Below are 19,146 nucleotides of genomic sequence, written 5' to 3'. Positions count from 1 at the left end.
TGCAACCGTTGCGGGCATCTTGGCCCGACAAGCCAATTCGTTCTTGCGCCGGAGGTGCTGCGAAGTCAAACCGCGCTACGCCACCGAAACAAAAAACATCTCAATCAGTTAACAGGCGAATGTGTGGCAAGGGCGTCGTGGAAACGACGCCTCTGCCGTTATTTGCGCGCCAGCAGTGCCTTGACCAGTTTTTCATCGACTTCGCCGGTCGCCGGCATCTTGTTGTCGGTCTGGAAAGCCATGATCGCGGTCTTCGTCTTCTGGCCCATCTTGCCGTCGGCGCCGCCGGCATCGTAGCCGTTCTTGTTGAGAATGCGCTGGATGTTCTGGACGGCCTTCTTCATGTCGATGCTGGCGGTCGTCTGCGGCGCGCCGTCCTGCCAGGACTCGGGAATGTCGGCCGAATTGGCTGCCGCATCCAGCGGCTTGGCCTTCCACAATTTGGTCGCGGCGCGGGCGCGCTCGAGCTGCTCGGGCCGCAGCGCATTGGCGATCTCGTCACGCTTGGCAGCGGCATCCTTGTCGCCGGTCTTGGCGACGAGCGCGAACCATTTGTAGGATTCTTCGAGGTTCTGCTTCATGCCGACGCCCTTGGCGGCGAGGATGCCGAGATTGAACTGGCTGTCCTTGACGCCGACGTCGGCCGCCGCCTGGAACCAGTGCGCAGCCGATTCATTGTCGGTCACGCCGTCTGCCGCCATGGCGAACAGGACGGCCAGATTGTGCATGCCGCTGGCGTTGCCCTGTGCCGCGGAAAGCTGGTACCAGGTCTTCGCTTTCTTGATGTCGCGCGCGACGCCGATGCCCTTTTCGTAGAAATTTCCGATGCGGTATTCGGCCGGCGCGAAGCCGAGTTCCGCCGATTTCTCGTACCATTTGGCCGCTGCCGCCATGTCTTCCTTGACGCCGCGCGACTCGGCATAGCGCGAGCCGATTTCGAACAGCGCCTTGGCGTCGCCGCTGGCGGCGGCATCGCGCAAGGCGGGCGGGCCGGCGTCAGCGGGAATGTCGAACTTTGCCGTCGTCGCCGGCGAAGCGTCCACCGGCGGAACCGCGCCCGTGGTGTCCTTTGTGGTGGTTGGCTCTGCCGCCATAGGCTGGATGCCGGTGTCGGTATCGGCAGCTTCCGGGGCGACCGGAACGGTCGAGGCGGGCGCAGCCGAGGCTGTCGTCGTCTCGGACACCGCTGGGGCCGCATCGGCCGATGTGGCCAAGGCGACGGGGGCGGGAACCGGTTCTGCGGTCGGCGCGGCACCCATCGGCGGCTCGGCGCCTGGCGGCGTGGCAATCATGCTTTGCGCGGCCATGTCGTCCTTGGTTGCCGGTGCGGACGGCTCGGCCTGCCTGACGGTGCGGTCAGGCGCACTTTCCACTGCCTCGGGCTGCGCGTCCGTCTTTGGCTGGCTCGCGGCATCGAGCGAGGCGGTCTGCACCGGCTGCGAGGCGACGATCGGTGCGACGTCGTTGCTTGCCAGCTGGGCGGGTTCGGCGAAGAAGGCCTTGCCCAGTTGCAGGGCGCCCAGCGCCAGCAGGATCGCGGTTGTCCCCATCAGGATCGGCTTGCGCCGTGCCTTGAGCAGGTCGCCGATCCGCAGCGCCTTCACCGGTCCGGTTACCGTCGACTGGCGCTTCAGCGCATCGGCCTCGGCGGCCGCGGCCTGCGCAGCGCGCCGGGCAGCGGCGATGAAATCCGATTTCGCGGCATCGGTGTCGCTGGGCTTGGCCGGCTGGCCGCGCTCGTCGCGCACGCGCTTCATGATGGCGTTAAGGTCAGGTGCGCCGGAACCGGGCTCCAGCGGCCGGTTGGCCATTTTCGGATCGAGCGGTTCGTCGAGATCAACGCTCGGGATCGGGGCACTCGGCGCCGAGCCGGCCAGTGGCGGGATGTCCGCCTCCTTCTTGCCCTTGAAGGCGCGGGCCAGTCCACCGAACATCGACCTGCGGCCGCCCGCCTGTTCGTTCTTGTCGACAATTGTGTCGGAGCCGAGAGCAGCCATGGCCGCAGCCGCTGCGGCTTCGGCCGGCGTGCGCGTTCCCATACCCAGGCCGCCCAGATCGCTACGAGCACCCGGCTCGTTGCGCAGGATGGCGGCGGCACGGCCATCGAGATCGGCCATGTCCCCGGTCAATGGCAGGGGCTGATCGATATCCATCGACGGCGCGTCGACGGCCATCTTGGGTCGCCGCGCGCCGCGCCAATTGCTCGGCTCGACCGGTGCCGCATCCAGCAATTCGCTCATCGCCTCGACCGGCTCGCCGGGTTCAAGCGAACCCAGCCGGTCGACGATCTTGAGCAAAGTGTCGTGGATGGCCTCGAACGTTCTCGAATTGCGTTCGTCAGAGCGCCGCGTCAGCGTTTCAAGCGTCTTCAAATCCTGGGCGAGGCCGGAAACCGCGGTCGTATTGGCGCTCGAACCGGCCAGCGATTGCACTGCGTTCTCGGCCGCTTCGCGCGCCGCGCCAAGGATGGAATCGCGGGTTCCTGCGAGCGACTTTTCAATTTCGTTGAGACGCGGGCTGATGTCCTCGAATTCCGGCAGCGGGGTGCTGGGCTTGGAAAGATGAGCGGACAGGCCGGCAACCTGTGCTTCCAGGCTGCGGATCAGCGCCGGATCGATGCCGGCGACCTGTGCGGCCGAGGCGTCCAGCCGGCTTGAAATGTCTTCGAGCCGGCTCTCCAGGCCGCGGATCGCCGCTTCGCCCGCAGGATCGGGTACACGCGTTTCCATACGCTTGGCGAGCGCCGTAAAGCGGGCATCGATGGCTTCCATGATGCCGGCGCTGTCGACCTGCGGCATGCGCTGGTCGAGCCTGTCGGCAACCTCGTCCAGTCTGCGCTCGAGATCGCGGAACAGCATGTTGCCCTGTTCGATGGCGTCACCCTGGCGGCGTTCCATCATGCTCGACAGCACGTCGAAGCGCTGCTCCAGCCCTTGGAAGATGTAGTCGGCGTCAGGCATGGCGGGTGCCTGGTCGATCTTGTCGGCGATGAGTGCGATCTGCTTGGCAAGGCGCTCCATCGCCTGCTCCGGCAGATTGGCGCGGCCGGCGAGTTCGTCGACCCGGCCCGACAGCGTGCTCAACCGGTCCATGACCGCGTTGCCCGGACGATCCTGCGCCACTTCCTCGATCTGTCGGGCAAGCGAGTCGATCCGCTTCTCGATGCGCTCGAAAGCCTCGTGGTCGAATGAATTGGCTTGCGCGGCCACCGTGGATGCAACGATGGCGCGGGAAATCTCGTCCAGCCGCTCGTCGATCATGCCAAGCGTGTCGCTGCCGCGATTGTCCTGCTGGCTGGCGAAATGGTCGACAGCACCGGCAAGCGTGCGCACCTTCTCCTCCAGCGAGCGCAGCGACAACGATTCCGGCAAATTGTTGACGGCATTGCTGATCTGCTCCAGCCGGGCGGTGAGAGCAGACAGGCCCGGGTCGTCCGAGCGCTTGCGCTGGTCGGCATCGACGCGGTCTTCGAACGCCGTCCAGCGGCGATCGAAATCGTCCCAGCGGCGGTCGACCTTCTGCACGCTCTCTTCGCGTGCCAGCGTTTCGAGCGCGGCTTTGACCTGTTCGAGCTCGAGCCGCAGCATGTTGACGCTTCTGTCGTCGCTCTTCTCGGCCAGCGTCTGGATGGCGCCGGAAAGCCGTTCGAACTCAAGGCCGAGTTCGGCGCTGCCCTTGGCCGAAGCACCGGGCTTTGCGCCTGACTGGAAAGCCCGCTCGATGTCCTTGCGCAGCGCTTCGAATTCCCGCTGCAGACCGGCGGTCATCTGGTGGCGCAATTCCTCGCGCATGCCGCGCAATTCGCCGGCGATCTTGCCGACCATGGCAACGCCGTCCTCCTGGCCGCGCACGCGATCGATATCGCGGGCAATGGCCTGGTAATTCTGCTCGAAAGCGGTGGCTCCCTGCGTCGGGCTCTTCTGACGCAACGCGGGCTGCGGGTCCTCGTACCAGCGCTGCTGGCCGGAGGGCCGGGCGGCGGGATAGCGCGCGTCGGCGCCATATTGGCGGGGATCGGGTTGGCGGAGATCGGGACGTGCCATCGGATCCTCGCGCGTCCGCTCCAGCCGCTGCTCCAGTGTCTCCAGCGACTGGTTCAACTGCTCGAGCGTGGTCTGCGGCCTGCGCTGCCTGCCGGCGTTGAGTGTATCGAGATAGGACCGCTTGCTGTTCATCGGTGCGTCCGTCTTTCAGAATGGCTGGCTCGTGGCCAGTTCCCCCAGGTCCCTGCCGGAACGAAGGCGACCTGCGGCTATGCCGCGGCGGAAGACGAGCTTCCCAGGCTCTCGCCCGCGCTCCGAAAAACCGTGAAAAATTCGATACAGGATAAACACGGGTAGCCGACGCGCCCACATTTCCCCCAACGTGGTAAACAACGCGTTAACCAAACTTAAGAAATTGAAAGGATGTTGGCTGCCGGCCTGACGGTGCGGCATAAAGGGCGGCGCGCAGAACGCCCTTGCGTCATCATGCGGCAATCGGTATAGAATTGACGTAAACGTAAAAGGCGCATTGAGCGCAGGTTTGCGATTTGTTTGTTGAAACCACGACTGGAAGCAGGCCCCCGCTTCCAGTCAGGCGACGCACGGTCCAGGACCGCGACGCCACCAGACGGGGAAAGCCAGTGACCATGAAGCTTATCTCGGCCGGCGAGACCGCGGCCAATACCAATATGTCTGCCGAAGCCGGCGAGGACCTCGTCCGCATCGGCGAGATGGCGAAGAAATATGGAGTGACGCTGCGCACGCTGCGTTTCTACGAAGACAAGGGCCTGCTCAACCCGCAGCGCGACGGTTCGACCCGTCTCTACACGCGCCGCGACAAGGCCCGCCTCAAGCTGATCCTGCTTGGCCGCAAGGTCGGGTTCTCGCTGCGCGACGTCAAGCAGATGATGGATCTCTACGATCCCACCGGTTCAAACACCAAGCAGCTCAAGCTCGCGCTGGACAAGTCGGAAAAGCAGCTTGCCCGCCTGCAGAAGCAACGGGCGCTGATCGACGACGCCATCAACGAGCTGAGCGGCTCGATGTCGGCGGTGCGCCAGATGCTGAGCGAGCGTTCGGCGCCGCAGGCGAGCGCCGCCAGCTAAGGCAATTCCGTCCGCAATTGCGCCAGACACCAAGTCGTCTGCCGATCGTCTGAGTTCTGTCGAGCCGCGTGGCCTGCCACGCGGCTTTTCGTTGTCCTGGCCCACTCTCATGGACTTTCGGCGCTGGCTTGCGCAACGTCGCGCCGCTACGCTCATTGCTCCAGTGGGCGGGGAATCTTGTCGCATCGAAAAATTGACGTTTACGCAAACGTCAATTTTTGCTATCCCGCTCCCAATATGGGTCCGCATGCCGCCCCTGGCTTGTCTTCGGGGCATTCGGACCGGGTTTGCAGGGTGGAGAAAAAGCATGCCGACATACAGGGCTCCGGTCCAGGATACGCTGTTCGTGCTCAACGAGGTGCTGGGGTACCAGCGTTATTCGAACCTTCCCGGATTTGCCGACGCCACGCCCGATGTGCTCGAGGCGATCCTCGCCGAGGGCGCCAAGCTCGCCGAAAACGTCATGCATCCGCTGAACCGTGTCGGCGACATGGAAGGCTGTGTGCGTCACGACGATGGCTCGGTGACCACGCCGAAAGGCTTCAAGGAGGCCTTCGACCAGTATCGCGAGGGCGGCTGGATGGGATTGGCCGCACCCGTCGAGTTCGGCGGCCAGGGCCTGCCCTATGCCGTGCATACCGCCGTCGCCGAATATATGGTCTCGGCCAATATGTCCTTGATGATGTATCCGGGCCTGACGCAGGGTGCGATCGCGGCGATCATCACCCACGGTACCGACGAGCAGAAGGCAACATGGTTGCCGAGGATGATCGAGGGTGCCTGGACCGGCACCATGAACCTGACCGAGCCGCATTGCGGCACGGATCTCGGCCTGTTGCGCACCAAGGCGGTGCCGAACGGCGATGGCACCTATAAGATTTCAGGCCAGAAGATCTTCATCTCGGCCGGCGAACACGACATGTCGGACAACATCGTCCATCTGGTGCTGGCCCGCATCGAGGGCGCGCCGGAAGGTGTCAAGGGCATCTCGCTGTTCATCGTGCCGAAGCTCAAGCTCGACCCGTCGGGCAATCCGGGCACCAGGAACACCGTCTCCTGCGGCTCGATCGAGGAGAAGATGGGCATCCATGGCAACTCGACCTGCGTCATGAACTATGACGAGGCTGAGGGCACGCTGCTCGGCGAGGCCAATGGCGGCCTGAAGGCGATGTTCACGATGATGAACGAGGCGCGCCTTGGTGTCGGCCTACAGGGATTGTCGCTGTCGGAGATCGCCTACCAAAACGCCGTGTCCTACGCCAAGGATCGTTTGCAGGGCCGCTCATTGTCGGGGCCGAAGGCGCCGGACAAGAAGGCCGACCCGATCATCGTCCATCCCGACATCCGCCGCAGCCTGATGACCATGAAGGCCTTCAACGAGGCCGGCCGCGCGCTGGCGCTGTGGACGGCGATCAAGTCCGATATTGCCCACCGCTCCGGCGACGACAAGGACCGCCAGGCCGCCGACGACTACACCGGCCTGATGACGCCGGTGGTCAAGGGCGTGCTCACCGACAAGGGCTTCGACCACGCCGTCATGGCGCAGCAGGTGTTCGGCGGTCACGGTTATATCGAAGAGCACGGCATGAGCCAGTTCGTGCGCGATGCCCGCATCGCCATGATCTATGAAGGCGCCAATGGCATCCAGGCCCTCGACCTCGTCGGCCGCAAGCTTGGTTTGCATGGCGGCCGCGCCGTGCAGGCCTTCTTCAAGGAGGTCGGCGAATTCTGCGAGGAGAACCGTGCTAACGAGAAGATGGCGCCGTTCACCAAGGCGTTGAAGAAAGGTCTCAACGATTTGCAGGCCGCCACCATGTGGCTGGTGCAGAACGGCATGGCCAAGCCCGACAATGCCGGTGCCGCCTCGACCGACTACATGCATCTCTTCGGCCTGGTCGCTCTGGGCTATATGTGGGCGCAGATGGCCAAGGTGGCACTTGGCAAGACTGGCGCCAATGGCGCTCAATCTTCCTATGAAAACAACGTGGCTTTCTACGACAACAAGGTCGTGACGGGGCGCTTCTTCATGGAGCGGATCATGCCGGAGACGTCGGCGCATCTCGCCCGCATTTCGAGCGGTGCCGACACATTGATGGCACTGCCGGCGGAAGCGTTCTAAAGATGATCGGCGTCCTCCTCCCCCTTGAGGGGAGGGTGGCCCGAAGGCCGGGAGGGGTCGCTGCGGCAGTGCGCCGGCCTCAGTTTCGATGATGCATCTCGGGAGGAGTATCATACCAGCATGACCAACCCAGCTGAAATCCTTGGCCTTCCGAAGCCCGCCTGGGCGGCGGATGAGGTCGGCATGCTCTACGACATGGCGCATCGATTCATGTCTGAGGAGATCGCGCCGCGCTACGACGAGTTCGAGAAGAACGAGATGGTCGATCGCGAGAGCTGGCTGAAGGCAGGTTCCGCCGGCCTGCTCTGCGCCTCTATGCCGGAGGAATATGGCGGCTCCGGCGGTACCTTCGCGCATGAGAGCGCCATCATCGAGGCCATCGGCCATGTCGGCGTCGACGGGTTCGGTATCGGCCTGCACAATTCGATCGTCGTCCCTTACATCCTGCATTACGGCTCCGAGGAGCAGAAGAAAAAATGGCTGCCGAAGCTGGCGACCGGCGAGCTGATCGGCGCCATCGCCATGACCGAGCCGGGCGCCGGCTCCGACCTGCAGGGCGTCAAGACGCGGGCGCAGAAGGATGGCAACCAGTACAAGATCAACGGCTCCAAGACCTTCATCACCAACGGCCAGCTTGCGAACTTCATCATCGTCGTCACCAAGACCGATCCGGAGAAGGGCGCCAAGGGCACCTCGCTGATCGTCGTCGAGACCGACGAGGTCGAAGGTTTTCAGCGCGGCCGCAACCTCGACAAGATCGGGCTCAAGGCCAACGACACGTCGGAGCTGTTCTTCAACGACATGCGCGTGCCGACCTCCAACCTGCTCGGCCACGAGGAAGGGCAGGGCTTCGTCCAGTTGATGCAGCAACTGCCGCAGGAGCGGCTGCAGATCGGCACCGGTGCCATTGCCATGATCGAGCGGGCGCTGGCGCTGACCATTGATTATGTCAAGGAGCGCAAGGCATTCGGCAAGGCGATCATCGATTTCCAGAACACCCAGTTCAAGCTGGCCGAACTCAAGACCGAGGCCACCGTCGGCCGCGTCTTCTACAATGATTGCGTCACCCGCCACATCGCGGGCGGCCTCGATCCCGTGACCGCGTCGATGGCCAAGTACTGGCTCAGCGACCTGCAGGGGAAAGTCGTCGACGAATGCCTTCAATTGCATGGCGGCTATGGCTACATGAATGAGTACCCGATCGCCCGCATGTTCCGCGACGCCCGCGTCCAGCGCATCTACGGCGGCACCAACGAGATCATGAAATTGCTGATCGGCCGCTCTCTGTGAGAGCGACATCAGGCAAACCCAAGGAGCAAGCAAATGGCTGAAGCTTATGTCTATGACGCCGTGCGCACGCCGCGCGGCAAGGGCAAGAAGGACGGATCGCTGCATGAGGTGCCGGCGGTGCGGCTTGCCGCCAAGACGCTCGAAGCGCTGCGCGACCGCAATGGGCTGGATACCGGCACTGTCGACGACATCATCTTCGGCTGCGTCGATCCGGTCGGCGAGGCGGGTTCGGTCATTCCGCGCGCCGCCGCCTTCGAGGCCGGCTACGACACCAGGGCGCCCGGCATGCAGATCTCACGCTTCTGCGCTTCGGGGCTCGACGCCATCAATTTCGGCGCCGCCAAGATCGCGCAGGGCGCCGACGAGATCGTCATTGCCGGCGGCGTCGAATCGATGTCGCGCGTCGGCATGGGCGCCTCGGGCGGTGCCTGGTTCATGGATCCTTCGGTCGGCCTGCCCGGCTGGTTCGTGCCGCAAGGCATCTCGGCCGACCTCATCGCCACCAAATATGGCTTCAGCAGAGACGACGTCGACGCCTATGCGGTCGAGAGCCAGAAGCGCGCCGCCAAATCCTGGGCCGATGGCCGCTTCAAGAAGTCCGTCATCCCGATCAAGGACCAGAACGGCCTGACCATCCTCGACCATGACGAGCATATGCGCCCGTCCACCGACATGCAGTCGCTGGCCTCGCTCAATCCGTCCTTCGTCATGCCCGGCGAAATGGGCGGCTTCGATGCGGTTGCCGTGCAGAAGCATCCCGAGGTGGAAGAGGTCAACCACGTCCATCATGCCGGCAATTCGTCCGGCATCGTCGACGGCGCCGCCGCCGTGCTGCTCGGTTCGAAGAAGGCCGGCAAGGCGATGGGCCTGAAGCCGCGCGCCCGCATCCGCACCTTCGCCAATATCGGCTCCGAGCCGGTGCTGATGCTGACCGGCCCGGTCGACGTCACTGAAAAGCTGTTGAAGCGCGCCAAGATGAAGCTGTCCGACATCGACCTGTTCGAGCTCAACGAGGCCTTTGCCTCGGTGGTGCTGCGCTACATGCAGGCCTTCGACATTCCGCACGACAAGATCAACGTCAATGGCGGCGCGATCGCCATGGGTCATCCGCTCGGCGCCACCGGCGCGATGATCTTCGGCACGGTGCTGGACGAACTCGAGCGCCGCGATCTCAACACCGCTCTGGTGACGCTGTGCATCGGCGCCGGCATGGGCACCGCAACCATCATCGAACGCGTCTGACGGGGAGAGAAACGATGAGCTACACCAATTTCACTCTCGACATCGACGCCGACGGCATTGCCCTGGTCACCTGGGACATGCCTGGCCGCTCGATGAACGTGTTCACCGAAGAGGCGATGCGGGAATTGAACGCCATCGTCGACAAGGTGGCTGGTGACGCCGCCATCAAGGGCGCCGTGATCACCTCCGGCAAAGACACCTTCTCCGGCGGTGCCGACATCACCCTGCTGCAGAAGATGCTGACGACCTACGCTACTGACAAGGGCAAGGACGCAGAAAAGGCGACCAAGGCGCTGTTCGACAATGCCGGCATGATGACCGGCCTGTTCCGCAAGCTGGAAACTTGCGGAAAGCCGTGGGTGTCGGCGATCAACGGCACCTGCATGGGCGGCGCCTTCGAATTGTCGCTGGCCTGCCACGGCCGTGTCGCCGCTGACAGCGACAAGGTCAAGATGGCGCTTCCCGAGGTGAAGATCGGTATCTTCCCGGGCGCCGGCGGCACCCAGCGCGTGCCGCGGCTGACCGATCAGCAGCAGGCGCTGCAGATGCTGACCTCCGGCCAGACGCTGTCGCCGCAGAAGGCCAAGTCGATGGGCCTGATCCATGAGATCGCCGAGCCGGCCAGGCTCGTCGAGACCGCCAAGGCGATGATCAGGAATGGCCTGAAGCCAGTGGCACCATGGGACGAGAAAGGTTTCAAGCTGCCCGGCGGCCAGATCTATTCGCCGGCCGGCTTCAATCTGTGGCCGCCGGCCATCGCCATCCTGCGTCGCGAGACCTACGGCAACTATCCGGCCGCCGCCGCGATCCTCAAATGCGTCTATGAAGGCCTGCTGGTGCCGTTCGATACCGCCTTGCGCATCGAGCAGCGCTACTTCACCGAGATCATGCAGACCAGGGAAGCGGCGGCGATGATCCGCTCGCTGTTCGTATCGCTGCAGGAACTGAACAAGGGCGCCCGGCGCCCGGCCGGCGTGCCCGAAACCAAATTCAAGAAGATCGGCATTCTCGGCGCCGGCTTCATGGGCGCCGGCATCGCCTATGTCACCGCCAAGGCCGGCATCCCGGTGGTGCTGCTCGACCGTGATCTGGAGTCGGCGACCAAGGGCAAGGCGCATTCCGACAGCCTGATCTCGGATCAGGTCAAGAAGGGCCGCGCCAAGCCGGAGGACAAGGACAAACTGCTGTCGCTGATCACGCCGACGGCCGACTATGCCCACCTTGCCGGCTGCGATCTGGTGGTCGAGGCCGTTTTCGAGGATTCGAGCGTCAAGAAGAGCGCCACCGAACAGGCGGAAGCCGTGTTGAAGCCGTCGGCGATCTTCGCGTCGAACACCTCCACCATCCCGATCACCGGCCTGGCGAAGAATTCGGCGCGGCCGAAGAATTTCATCGGCATCCATTTCTTCTCGCCGGTCGACAAGATGATGCTGGTCGAGATCATCTTGGGCAAGAAGACCGGCGACAAGGCGCTGGCCACCGCGATCGACTTCGTCCGCGCCATCAAGAAGACGCCCATCGTCGTCAACGACACGCGCGGCTTCTACGTCAACCGCTGCGTGCTGCGCTACATGTCGGAAGCCTACAAGATGCTGATCGAAGGCGTTCCCGCGCCGATGATCGAGAATGCGGCGAAGGCAGCCGGCATGCCGGTCGGCCCCCTGGCGCTGACCGACGAGACGGCCATCGACCTTGCCCAGAAGATCATGAAGCAGACCATCAGGGATTTGGGCGACAAGGCGGTCGATCCCAAGCAGATGGCGCTGATCAACACCATGGTCGACGATCACGGCCGCTTCGGCCGCAAGAACGGCAAGGGGTTTTACGATTACCCGGCAAAGCCCGCCAAGAAGAAGCTGTGGCCGGGCCTCAGGGAACTCTATCCGCAGCTTGCGCCCGAGAAGGTCGATTATCAGGAACTGCAGCAGCGGCTGCTGGTCACCATCGCGCTGGAAGCGGCGCGGGTGATGGAAGAGGGCATCGTCACCGACCCGCGCGAGGCCGATGTCGGCTCGATCCTCGCCTTCGGCTTCGCTCCCTACACCGGCGGTGCGCTGTCCTACATCGACGGCATCGGCGCCAAGGCGTTCGTCAAGATCGCCAGGAACCTGCAGAAGAAATACGGCGCCGAGTTCAAGGCGCCCAAGCTGCTGCTCGATATGGCCGAGAAGGATGAGAGCTTCTACCAGCGCTTCGATCCCTACGCGAAAGGCGAGGCCAGGAAAGCGGCGTGAGTAAGCCTTGCACTGTGGACAAGATGGCGGTCCGGGGTTAGAACGGGGAAGGTATTTTTTCCTGTTCGAAGGAGAGCGACGCATGCTCTCGCATGACCGTGTCTGGGCTGCCATCGATGCTCTTGCCGAGCGCTACTCGCTTTCGGCCTCGGGGCTGGCCAAGCGTGCGGGGCTCGATTCCACCGCCTTCAACAAATCGAAGCGCCTGTCGTCGGATGGCCGGCCGCGCTGGCCCTCGACCGAATCACTGGCAAAGATCATGGAGGCGACGGGCGCTTCGCTCGATGAATTCACCGGTTTGATCGAAGGCCGGCCCGGGATCAGCAATGGTGCTTCGACCAGCCATGCCGCTTCGATTGCCCGCCGAAGCTCCGTGCCGCTGCTCGGCTTTGCCCAGGCCGGCGCCGGCGGCTTCTTCGACGATGCCGGCTTTCCAGCCGGGCAGGGCTGGGATCTGATCGAACTGCCGACGCAATCGACCGAGAGTTCCTATGCTTTGCAGGTGCAGGGCGATTCCATGCTGCCGCTCTACCGCAATGGCGACGTCCTCATCGTCGAACCGGGCGCCGTCACCCGCAAGGGCGATCGCGTCGTCGTCAAGACCACATCAGGCGAGGTGATGGCCAAGGTCCTCGAGCGCCAGACCGTCAGGTCGATTGCGCTGGTCTCGCTCAATCCCGATCATCCCGACCGCGATATTCCCATGCGCGATGTCGAATGGGTGGCGCGGATTGTCTGGGCAAGCCAATAGGTCACGCTGGTGCGGCTTCTCCATCATGCGCTGGCGGTTCTGATGGTCCCTGTGATGGCAGCCATCGTCGTCACTGGCGGTCGCGCGTTGAAAGGAAGTGAAAGCGTCATTACGGTGGACCAGCTTGATCCGGGCGCCGATACGATGGCGCAGCAGGCTGCCGGGACGATGCCCGAGGAGCCGGCCACATCCGCGATCGCAGCCCCACAGCCACCGAAGCCGGCGCCGCATTCAAGGGCGATCGATCCCGAAATCGTCGCGCCGCCGGAACTGCCCGCCGAGGGGCTTGAACGGGTCGAGCCGCGCGAGCCGTTGAGCAAGCTCGCGCTGGCTGTGCCGCCCAAGCCGAAAATGCCCGACGACTGGAACGGCACCAAGCTGTTCCAGCCGGTTGCGCCAGCCGCCGGCCTGATCGAGGCGAAGGGCTATTCCGTCGCGGTTTCCGGCATCGACATCGTCAGGCAGGACGAGACCTGCAGCGAGGACGGCAAGCCCTGGCCGTGCGGCGTCCGGGCGCGAACGGCGTTCCGCGCCTTCCTGCGCGGTCGCGCGGTGGTCTGCACGGTGCCGCCGCAGGGCGGCCGCGACCTGATCGCAGCCGAGTGCCGGATCGGCAAGCAGGATGTCGGTCAGTGGCTGGTCGAAAATGGCTGGGCGCGCGCCGCCAGGGGCGGCCCCTATATCGAGGCCGGCGACAAGGCGCGCACGGGCAAGAAGGGCATTTTCGGGTCGGCGCCGAACCTCTCCGGCCTGCCGGCGATGCCGGCCGCGCCACGCCCGGCGCCTCAGGCGCCAGGTTCGATCCTGGAAGAGGTCGACGGCATGCTCAAGCCAGCTGACCAGCCAGCGCCCGCTCAATGAGCGCACGCGTCTCGGCAACGCCATAGAGTGCTGCGAACGAGCCGAAGCGCGGGCCGCGCTCCTGGCCGATCAGCACCTGGTAGATCATCTGGAAGAAGGCGCCCGATACGCCGGGGCCGCCCTCCGGGCTCTGCTTGGAATGATCCTGGTAGCGTTCGATCCTGCGCGCAACGTTGAGCGAGGCGTTCTGGATCGCTTCGCCGCTGGCGCCGGCCGGCAGCGCCCCAAGTGCTTCGTCGAGGGCTGCCAGCGCCTCGCGCTCGACCTCGTCGGCGGGCCGGAAGGTTTTCGTCGGCTTCACGAAATCGTCGAAATAGCGGATCGCATGGCCGACCAGCCGGTCGAGCTCTGGATGCGTCGCCGGCGTCACGCCTTGCGTATGGCGCGAGATGAAGCCCCACAGCACATCCTTGTTCTGTGCGTTGGACGCGCTGACCAGATTGAGCAGCAGCGAGAACGGCACCGGCATGTCGATCGCGGGCGGGTTGCCGTCATGCATATGCCAGACCGGGTTGCCGAGCCGTTCCTTCCAGTCCTGCCGGGGATACGCGGCGAGGAAGGTATAGTATTCGTCCACAGCCCGCGGGATGACGTCGAAATACAGCTTCTTGGCCTGCCGCGGCCGCTGGTACATGTAGAGCCCGAGGCTCTCGGTCGGCGCATAGGTCAGCCACTCGTCGATGGTCAGCCCGTTGCCCTTCGACTTCGAGATCTTCTGGCCGTTCTCGTCGAGGAACAGTTCGTAGACGAAATGCTCCGGCGCCCGTCCGCCCAGAATGTTGCAGATGCGGTCGTAGACCACCGCATTGGTCTGGTGGTCCTTGCCGAACATTTCGAAATCGACGCCAAGCGCTGCCCAGCGCATGCCGAAATCCGGCTTCCACTGCAGCTTCACGCGGCCGCCGGTGATCGAAAGCGTGGTCTCGGTGCCCTCGTCGTCGAAGGTGATGGTGCCGGCCTTGGCGTCGACATGCTTCATCGGCACGTAAAGCACGCGGCCGCTCTTCGGTGAAATCGGCAGGAACGGGCTGTAGGTCGCCTGCCGCTCGGGGCCGAGCGTCGGCAGCATCACCGCCATGATCTGGTGGTAGCGTTCGGCGGCACGCAGCAGCATCGCGTCGAAACGGCCGGACTTGTAGTATTGCGTCGCGCTGGCGAACTCGTAGTCGAAGCCGAACGTATCGAGGAAGCGGCAAAGCATCGCGTTGTTATGGTCGGCGAAGCTGGCATAGTCGTCGCCGAACGGATCGGGGACCGACGACAGCGGCTTGTGCAAATGCTGCTCGAGTGCGGCGCGATCCGGCACGTTGTCGGGTATCTTGCGCATGCCGTCCATGTCGTCGGAAAAGCACAGCAGCTTGGTTGCAACCTTGTCCTGCGTCAGGACGCGGAAGGCATGGCGCACCATCGACGTGCGCGCCACCTCGCCGAACGTGCCGATATGCGGCAGGCCGGACGGTCCGTAGCCGGTCTCGAACAGGACTGTTTGCGGGAAGTCGGCGCCTTTGTAGCGCTCGATGATCTTTTTGGCTTCCTCGAAGGGCCACGCCTTGCTTTCGGTCGCGGCCGCCAGCAGTTCGGGGTTGAGATCGATGATGTTTGATCCCGCCATGTCACAGTTTTCCAAATCATTTGCCGGCCCGAAGGCGGGCCGCAGCAAGGGTTTTTCAACCGGTCTCTAGGCGTGCAGCGCCGGAGCGTCAACGCGTGCGGCGCTTTTTCCTTGCGGTGCAGAATGGGCGTTCCTAACTTCGAGGCCCGGTTCAAGGAGAAAAAATTGCCGACACCTCATGAAGCCCTGATCTATCTGATGGTCATCACCTCGGCCTCCGACCGCGACATGACCGATGTCGAACTGGCGCGGATCGGCGAGGTCGTCCGCTCCTGGCCGGTGTTCGAGGACTTCAACCACGACAGGCTGGTCGGCGTCGCCCAGGCCTGCCAGAAGCGCCTGCACGAAAAGGACGGGCTGGAAGGCGTGCTGGCCGAAGTCGCCGAGGTCTTGCCCGAGCGCTTGCGCGACACCGCCTATGCCGCCGCCTTCGAGGTTGCCGCCGTCGATCTCGAAATGCGCATGGAAGAGGTGCGGGTGCTGCAGCTGATCCGGCGTCAGCTCGATCTCGACACGCTGACCGTTGCCGCCATCGGCCGCGCGGCCAAGGCACGGCTGCGCACTTTGACCTGACTATCAGCAGCGCCTAGAAAAAACTCACCGGGAAATAGCGCAAATAAAATTCGGCGAACGTGCCTTTCATCGAAATCTCCTGCAGCGCGTAGTCCATTGCGGCGGCCAGCGCCGGATTGTCCGCTTTGGTGGCGATAGCCATGCCTGTGCCCAGATATTCAGGCGCCAGATAGGGCCCGCCGGCAAAGCGGCAGCAGCCCGCCGCATCCGAGCCGCCCAGCCAGAAGGCCAGGCGCATGCCGTCGCCGAACGCCGCGTCGACCTTGCCGGCCTTGAGATCGTTGTAAAGGTCTTCCGGTCTATCGAAAGTAACGACCTGAACCGTGTTGAAATAGTCGCGCAGCACGCGCTCATGCGCAGAGCCTGATATGACGCCGACACGCTTGCCGTGCAATTTGTCAAAGACGGGTTCGGTCAGGGCCTTGCTCTTCGGCATGATGAAGCGTGCCGGAAACTGCAGATAGGAGCGCGAGAAGGCATAGGTCGCGCGCGATTCCGGCGTTGCGGCGATACCGGCGATGACCGCCTCGCCTTCGCCTTTCTGCAGTGCGCCTTCCAGTTCGGCCCAGGGCAAGGCCTGGATCTGGCACTTTTCGACGATGCCAAGCTCGGCGCAGATGGCGCGCGCCAGATCGATGTGGAAGCCGGAAAGCTTTCCCGAGCCGTCGAGGAAATTGAAGGGCGGGAAGTCCGTGGTGGTCAGGAATCTCAGCCGGGGCAGCGCCGAGAGATCTGGCTTGGGCAGCCGCTCCTTGGCATCCCACAGCACCGGAACCTGAGGCGCCGCGGCGCGCGCACTGTCGGCGAACGACAGCAATCCGATCAGCATCGCAAGGGCGAAGGACCTCCACTGGAACGCCAAGATAAAACTCCGCCACACTCGTGCTCGCACCGGTTTTGGTACGAAAATGGGACAGGCACAATGGTTTTTGATTTCAACACGCCGATTTCAGGATATGATTTAGCCGGTTTGCAAATCAGCTTTGGCCGCCTTGGTGAGAGGATCAAGGTCGGAACCACAGAATAAGCATGCGGTTTGCAATCCGTGGTCGGTGGCGAAGTGTAAATCAGGCACGCATCATTGGCCGCAATGCATGAGGCAACATGGGGTTGATGTTGCGATGGGTCAGTTCGATCGCACGCTGGAATACATAGACCAACTGCAGCACGCCGGAACGGCGGCGGCGGTCTGCGAAAGGCTGTTGGGCATCACGTCGGATTTCGGTCTCACCGCGCTGATGGCGGGGACCGTGCCGCAGCCCGGCACGCCGGCCGGCCAGCAGAAACAGCATGTTCTGCTCTGCGACTGGCCCGTCGAATGGCTGGAGCGCTATGTAGCGCGCAACTATGTCGATCACGACCCGGTCGTCAGCCACATGAAACAGCTGCAGGCGCCGTTCCAGTGGCGTGAAGCCTCACAAGGCATCCGCATAGACAAGAGCAGCGGCGAAGTGATGGGCGATGCCGGCGTCTTCAAACTGCGCGACGGGCTGGCCTTCCCGCTGATCACGCTCGACGGCCAGATCGTCATGGTGTCGCTGGGCGGCGAGGCGGTCGAGTTGTCGGCGGCCGAGTTTGGCCTGGTGTCGCTGGTGTCGACCTATGCGGTCGGCCGCGCCATGCAGCTCCACACCATGGCGAGCAACACCATCGACCATATCATGCTGACGCCGCGCGAGCGCGAATGCCTCCAATGGGCCGCCGTCGGCAAGTCCGAATGGGAGATTTCGCAAATCCTCGGCATCTCCGAACACACCTCGGAGAAACATCTTCTTAACGCCAAAAGCAAACTCGGTGCCGTCAACCGGGTTCAAGCCGTCGCGGAAGCGATAAGGCGAGGCTACATTAGTTAGGTCGGCCGTGCCGGCCTAGAAATCCTTGCCTACGCGATCACGCAATTTTCTCATCAAAGCACGGCCGTATCTTCCTCTGAACGCAGGAGACGGCGGAATGCTTTTTTCCCTTACAACCCAGGAATTGATGGAACGTCCCGACCTTTGGGAGGCCGTCCATCGTTTGCGCTACAAGATATTCGTCGAAGAGATGGGGTGGGATGACCTCAGGCGCCCCGACGGGCTCGAACTCGACCAGTTCGATCACGACGAGGCGGTCCATCAGATCGTCATCAGGGGCGATGAAGTGGCGGGTTATCAGAGGATGTTGCCGACGACACGGCCACATCTGCTGACCGAGGTCTTGACCGATCTTTCCGAAGGAACGCCGCCATCGGGTCCAAACATCTGGGAATTGACCCGTTATGCGGTGGCTCCCGGTTTTCGCGATGGCCGTCGCGGCGTTTCGACCGTCGGCACCGAACTGATTGCCGGTTTCGTCGAGTGGGGGCTGAAGCGCGGCGTCGACAAGGTGATCATCGAGTTCGAGCCGATGTGGGTGCTGCGCGCCTTGCAACTGCATTTCCTGGCGACCCCGCTGGGTTATCAGCGCACCTATGGCAACCAGCAGGTGGTCGCCACCTTGCTGACCTTCAACGAGCACACGCTCGACGTGGTGCGGTCGCGCCGCAATCACTTTGCTCCCGTGCTGGCCAGGGGATATCCCGACATGCTCGGGCAAAGGCGTGCGTCATGAGATCGGAGACAGTCATGAGCACACACCCGCAACCTGAACTTCGCAACCACACGCTGGTCGTCACCGTGTCGTCGAGTGACGGCCGGCCGGTGCTGGACAGGAGGGCCTATGAAAGCCTGGCAAGGACCTTCCATGAAGCCGCCGACAATGAGGAGGTTCGCGTCGTCGTGCTGCGCGGCCTGGCAGGCTGTTTCTGCCTCGGCGGCGACTTCTCCGAATTCCTCGACGCCACCAAGCACCAGAAACTGATCGCCGCCGTCACCGACCTGTTCCGCACGCTGGCGACGTTTCCAAAGCCCATCCTTGCCTGCGTCGATGGCGATGCCGTCGGTGTCGGCTGCACCATCCTGTTCCATTGCGACATGGTGATCGCGTCCGATGAGAGCACGTTCAGGGTGCCGTTCGTCGATTTCGGCCTGGTGCCGGATGCCGCGACCAGCATCCTGGCGCCGCAGAAGCTCGGCTACGCCGGTGCCTTCCGCTTCTTCTGCCTCGGCGACACGCTTCGTGCCGAGGACGCCAGGGCGCTCGGCCTCGTTGCCGAGATCGTGCCGGGCGGCAGCGTCGAGGAAGCGGCGCTTGGCCGGGCGAGGCAGCTTGCCAAGAAGCCGGTCGCCGCCTTGCTGCAGACGCGCGGCCTGCTGAAGGGGAACACCCAGGCGCTCTGCGACCGCATCGACCAGGAGATTTCGCTTTTCCAGCAGGCGCTGCAGGACGACACCACGCTGCGGCGATTGCAGCGCATCGCCCGGCTCGCGGCCTGAGCGAAAGCATCAAGGAACGCGC

Annotated in this window: 14 protein-coding genes; 11 read left to right on the top strand and 3 right to left on the bottom strand. The window is 63.6% G+C overall.

What is annotated here, in order from left to right:
• Window positions 1–158 precede the first annotated feature (158 nt).
• Complete coding sequence (locus MESCI2_RS0129070; RefSeq protein WP_027039531.1) at window positions 159–4,175, bottom strand: peptidoglycan-binding protein; 4,017 nt, start codon at window positions 4,173–4,175, stop codon at window positions 159–161.
• Window positions 4,176–4,630: 455 nt separating this feature from the next.
• Between MESCI2_RS0129070 and MESCI2_RS0129065 the strand changes: the two genes are divergently transcribed.
• The 7 genes from MESCI2_RS0129065 (at window position 4,631) to MESCI2_RS0129035 (ending at window position 13,586) form a co-directional block, all read left to right on the top strand.
• Entirely contained in the window at window positions 4,631–5,089 is a 459-nt protein-coding gene (locus MESCI2_RS0129065; RefSeq protein WP_013533661.1) for a MerR family transcriptional regulator, read from the top strand.
• 307 nt (window positions 5,090–5,396) lie between these two features.
• Window positions 5,397–7,208, top strand: coding sequence for an acyl-CoA dehydrogenase (locus MESCI2_RS0129060; protein ID WP_027039530.1), 1,812 nt, complete (start codon window positions 5,397–5,399; stop codon window positions 7,206–7,208).
• 120 nt (window positions 7,209–7,328) lie between these two features.
• Window positions 7,329–8,498 (top strand): acyl-CoA dehydrogenase family protein, encoded by a 1,170-nt coding sequence (locus tag MESCI2_RS0129055; RefSeq protein ID WP_027039529.1) that lies wholly within the window; start codon window positions 7,329–7,331, stop codon window positions 8,496–8,498.
• 33 nt (window positions 8,499–8,531) lie between these two features.
• Complete coding sequence (locus tag MESCI2_RS0129050; protein ID WP_027039528.1) at window positions 8,532–9,740, top strand: acetyl-CoA C-acetyltransferase; 1,209 nt, start codon at window positions 8,532–8,534, stop codon at window positions 9,738–9,740.
• 14 nt (window positions 9,741–9,754) lie between these two features.
• Window positions 9,755–11,974: a 3-hydroxyacyl-CoA dehydrogenase NAD-binding domain-containing protein gene (locus MESCI2_RS0129045; RefSeq protein ID WP_027039527.1), complete on the top strand. Its 2,220-nt coding sequence runs from the start codon at window positions 9,755–9,757 to the stop codon at window positions 11,972–11,974.
• A gap of 82 nt (window positions 11,975–12,056) precedes the next feature.
• Complete coding sequence (locus MESCI2_RS0129040) at window positions 12,057–12,725, top strand: S24 family peptidase (RefSeq protein ID WP_027039526.1); 669 nt, start codon at window positions 12,057–12,059, stop codon at window positions 12,723–12,725.
• A gap of 9 nt (window positions 12,726–12,734) precedes the next feature.
• Window positions 12,735–13,586 carry a hypothetical protein gene (locus MESCI2_RS0129035; protein WP_027039525.1) on the top strand — a complete coding sequence of 284 codons (852 nt, stop codon included), beginning with the start codon at window positions 12,735–12,737 and terminating at the stop codon, window positions 13,584–13,586.
• Here the strand turns inward: MESCI2_RS0129035 and MESCI2_RS0129030 are convergent.
• Complete coding sequence (locus MESCI2_RS0129030) at window positions 13,552–15,198, bottom strand: lysine--tRNA ligase (RefSeq protein ID WP_027039524.1); 1,647 nt, start codon at window positions 15,196–15,198, stop codon at window positions 13,552–13,554. The two genes, MESCI2_RS0129035 and MESCI2_RS0129030, sit on opposite strands and share 35 nt — an antisense overlap.
• Window positions 15,199–15,321: 123 nt before the next feature.
• Here MESCI2_RS0129030 and MESCI2_RS0129025 point away from each other — a divergent pair, with 123 nt between their 5' ends.
• Entirely contained in the window at window positions 15,322–15,771 is a 450-nt protein-coding gene (locus tag MESCI2_RS0129025; protein ID WP_050596717.1) for a tellurite resistance TerB family protein, read from the top strand.
• A 13-nt stretch (window positions 15,772–15,784) separates the two neighbouring features.
• Here MESCI2_RS0129025 and MESCI2_RS0129020 read toward each other — a convergent pair whose 3' ends face one another.
• The gene (locus tag MESCI2_RS0129020; protein ID WP_027039522.1) at window positions 15,785–16,633 is read right to left on the bottom strand and encodes a transporter substrate-binding domain-containing protein; all 849 of its coding nucleotides are present in this window, start codon (window positions 16,631–16,633) and stop codon (window positions 15,785–15,787) included.
• 259 nt (window positions 16,634–16,892) lie between these two features.
• On the opposite strand from MESCI2_RS0129020, the gene MESCI2_RS0129015 reads away from it, so the two are divergent.
• The 3 genes from MESCI2_RS0129015 (at window position 16,893) to MESCI2_RS0129005 (ending at window position 19,124) form a co-directional block, all read left to right on the top strand.
• A complete protein-coding gene (locus MESCI2_RS0129015) occupies window positions 16,893–17,624 on the top strand; it encodes a helix-turn-helix transcriptional regulator (protein WP_027039521.1) in 732 nt (243 codons plus the stop codon).
• Between the two features lie 97 nt (window positions 17,625–17,721).
• Window positions 17,722–18,360: an acyl-homoserine-lactone synthase gene (locus MESCI2_RS0129010; RefSeq protein ID WP_027039520.1), complete on the top strand. Its 639-nt coding sequence runs from the start codon at window positions 17,722–17,724 to the stop codon at window positions 18,358–18,360.
• A gap of 14 nt (window positions 18,361–18,374) precedes the next feature.
• Window positions 18,375–19,124, top strand: coding sequence for an enoyl-CoA hydratase-related protein (locus MESCI2_RS0129005; RefSeq protein WP_027039519.1), 750 nt, complete (start codon window positions 18,375–18,377; stop codon window positions 19,122–19,124).
• Window positions 19,125–19,146: the final 22 nt, after the last annotated feature.

Origin of the sequence: Mesorhizobium ciceri WSM4083 (assembly GCF_000519305.1) — a bacterium.
GTDB classification, from domain to species: Bacteria; Pseudomonadota; Alphaproteobacteria; order Rhizobiales; family Rhizobiaceae; genus Mesorhizobium; species Mesorhizobium ciceri_B.
The sequence above is the reverse complement of the archived record's forward strand: the minus strand, read 5'-3'. Positions and strand labels throughout refer to the sequence as shown.

What these genes read in the sequence shown, in the direction of transcription:
- MESCI2_RS0129070 (WP_027039531.1), bottom strand. Translation starts at nt 4,175, where the DNA reads ATGAACAGCAAGCGGTCCTATCTCGATACACTCAACGCCGGCAGGCAG.
- MESCI2_RS0129065 (WP_013533661.1), top strand. Translation starts at nt 4,631, where the DNA reads ATGAAGCTTATCTCGGCCGGCGAGACCGCGGCCAATACCAATATGTCT.
- MESCI2_RS0129060 (WP_027039530.1), top strand. Translation starts at nt 5,397, where the DNA reads ATGCCGACATACAGGGCTCCGGTCCAGGATACGCTGTTCGTGCTCAAC.
- MESCI2_RS0129055 (WP_027039529.1), top strand. Translation starts at nt 7,329, where the DNA reads ATGACCAACCCAGCTGAAATCCTTGGCCTTCCGAAGCCCGCCTGGGCG.
- MESCI2_RS0129050 (WP_027039528.1), top strand. Translation starts at nt 8,532, where the DNA reads ATGGCTGAAGCTTATGTCTATGACGCCGTGCGCACGCCGCGCGGCAAG.
- MESCI2_RS0129045 (WP_027039527.1), top strand. Translation starts at nt 9,755, where the DNA reads ATGAGCTACACCAATTTCACTCTCGACATCGACGCCGACGGCATTGCC.
- MESCI2_RS0129040 (WP_027039526.1), top strand. Translation starts at nt 12,057, where the DNA reads ATGCTCTCGCATGACCGTGTCTGGGCTGCCATCGATGCTCTTGCCGAG.
- MESCI2_RS0129030 (WP_027039524.1), bottom strand. Translation starts at nt 15,198, where the DNA reads ATGGCGGGATCAAACATCATCGATCTCAACCCCGAACTGCTGGCGGCC.
- MESCI2_RS0129025 (WP_050596717.1), top strand. Translation starts at nt 15,322, where the DNA reads ATGGGCGTTCCTAACTTCGAGGCCCGGTTCAAGGAGAAAAAATTGCCG.
- MESCI2_RS0129015 (WP_027039521.1), top strand. Translation starts at nt 16,893, where the DNA reads ATGGGTCAGTTCGATCGCACGCTGGAATACATAGACCAACTGCAGCAC.
- MESCI2_RS0129010 (WP_027039520.1), top strand. Translation starts at nt 17,722, where the DNA reads ATGCTTTTTTCCCTTACAACCCAGGAATTGATGGAACGTCCCGACCTT.
- MESCI2_RS0129005 (WP_027039519.1), top strand. Translation starts at nt 18,375, where the DNA reads ATGAGCACACACCCGCAACCTGAACTTCGCAACCACACGCTGGTCGTC.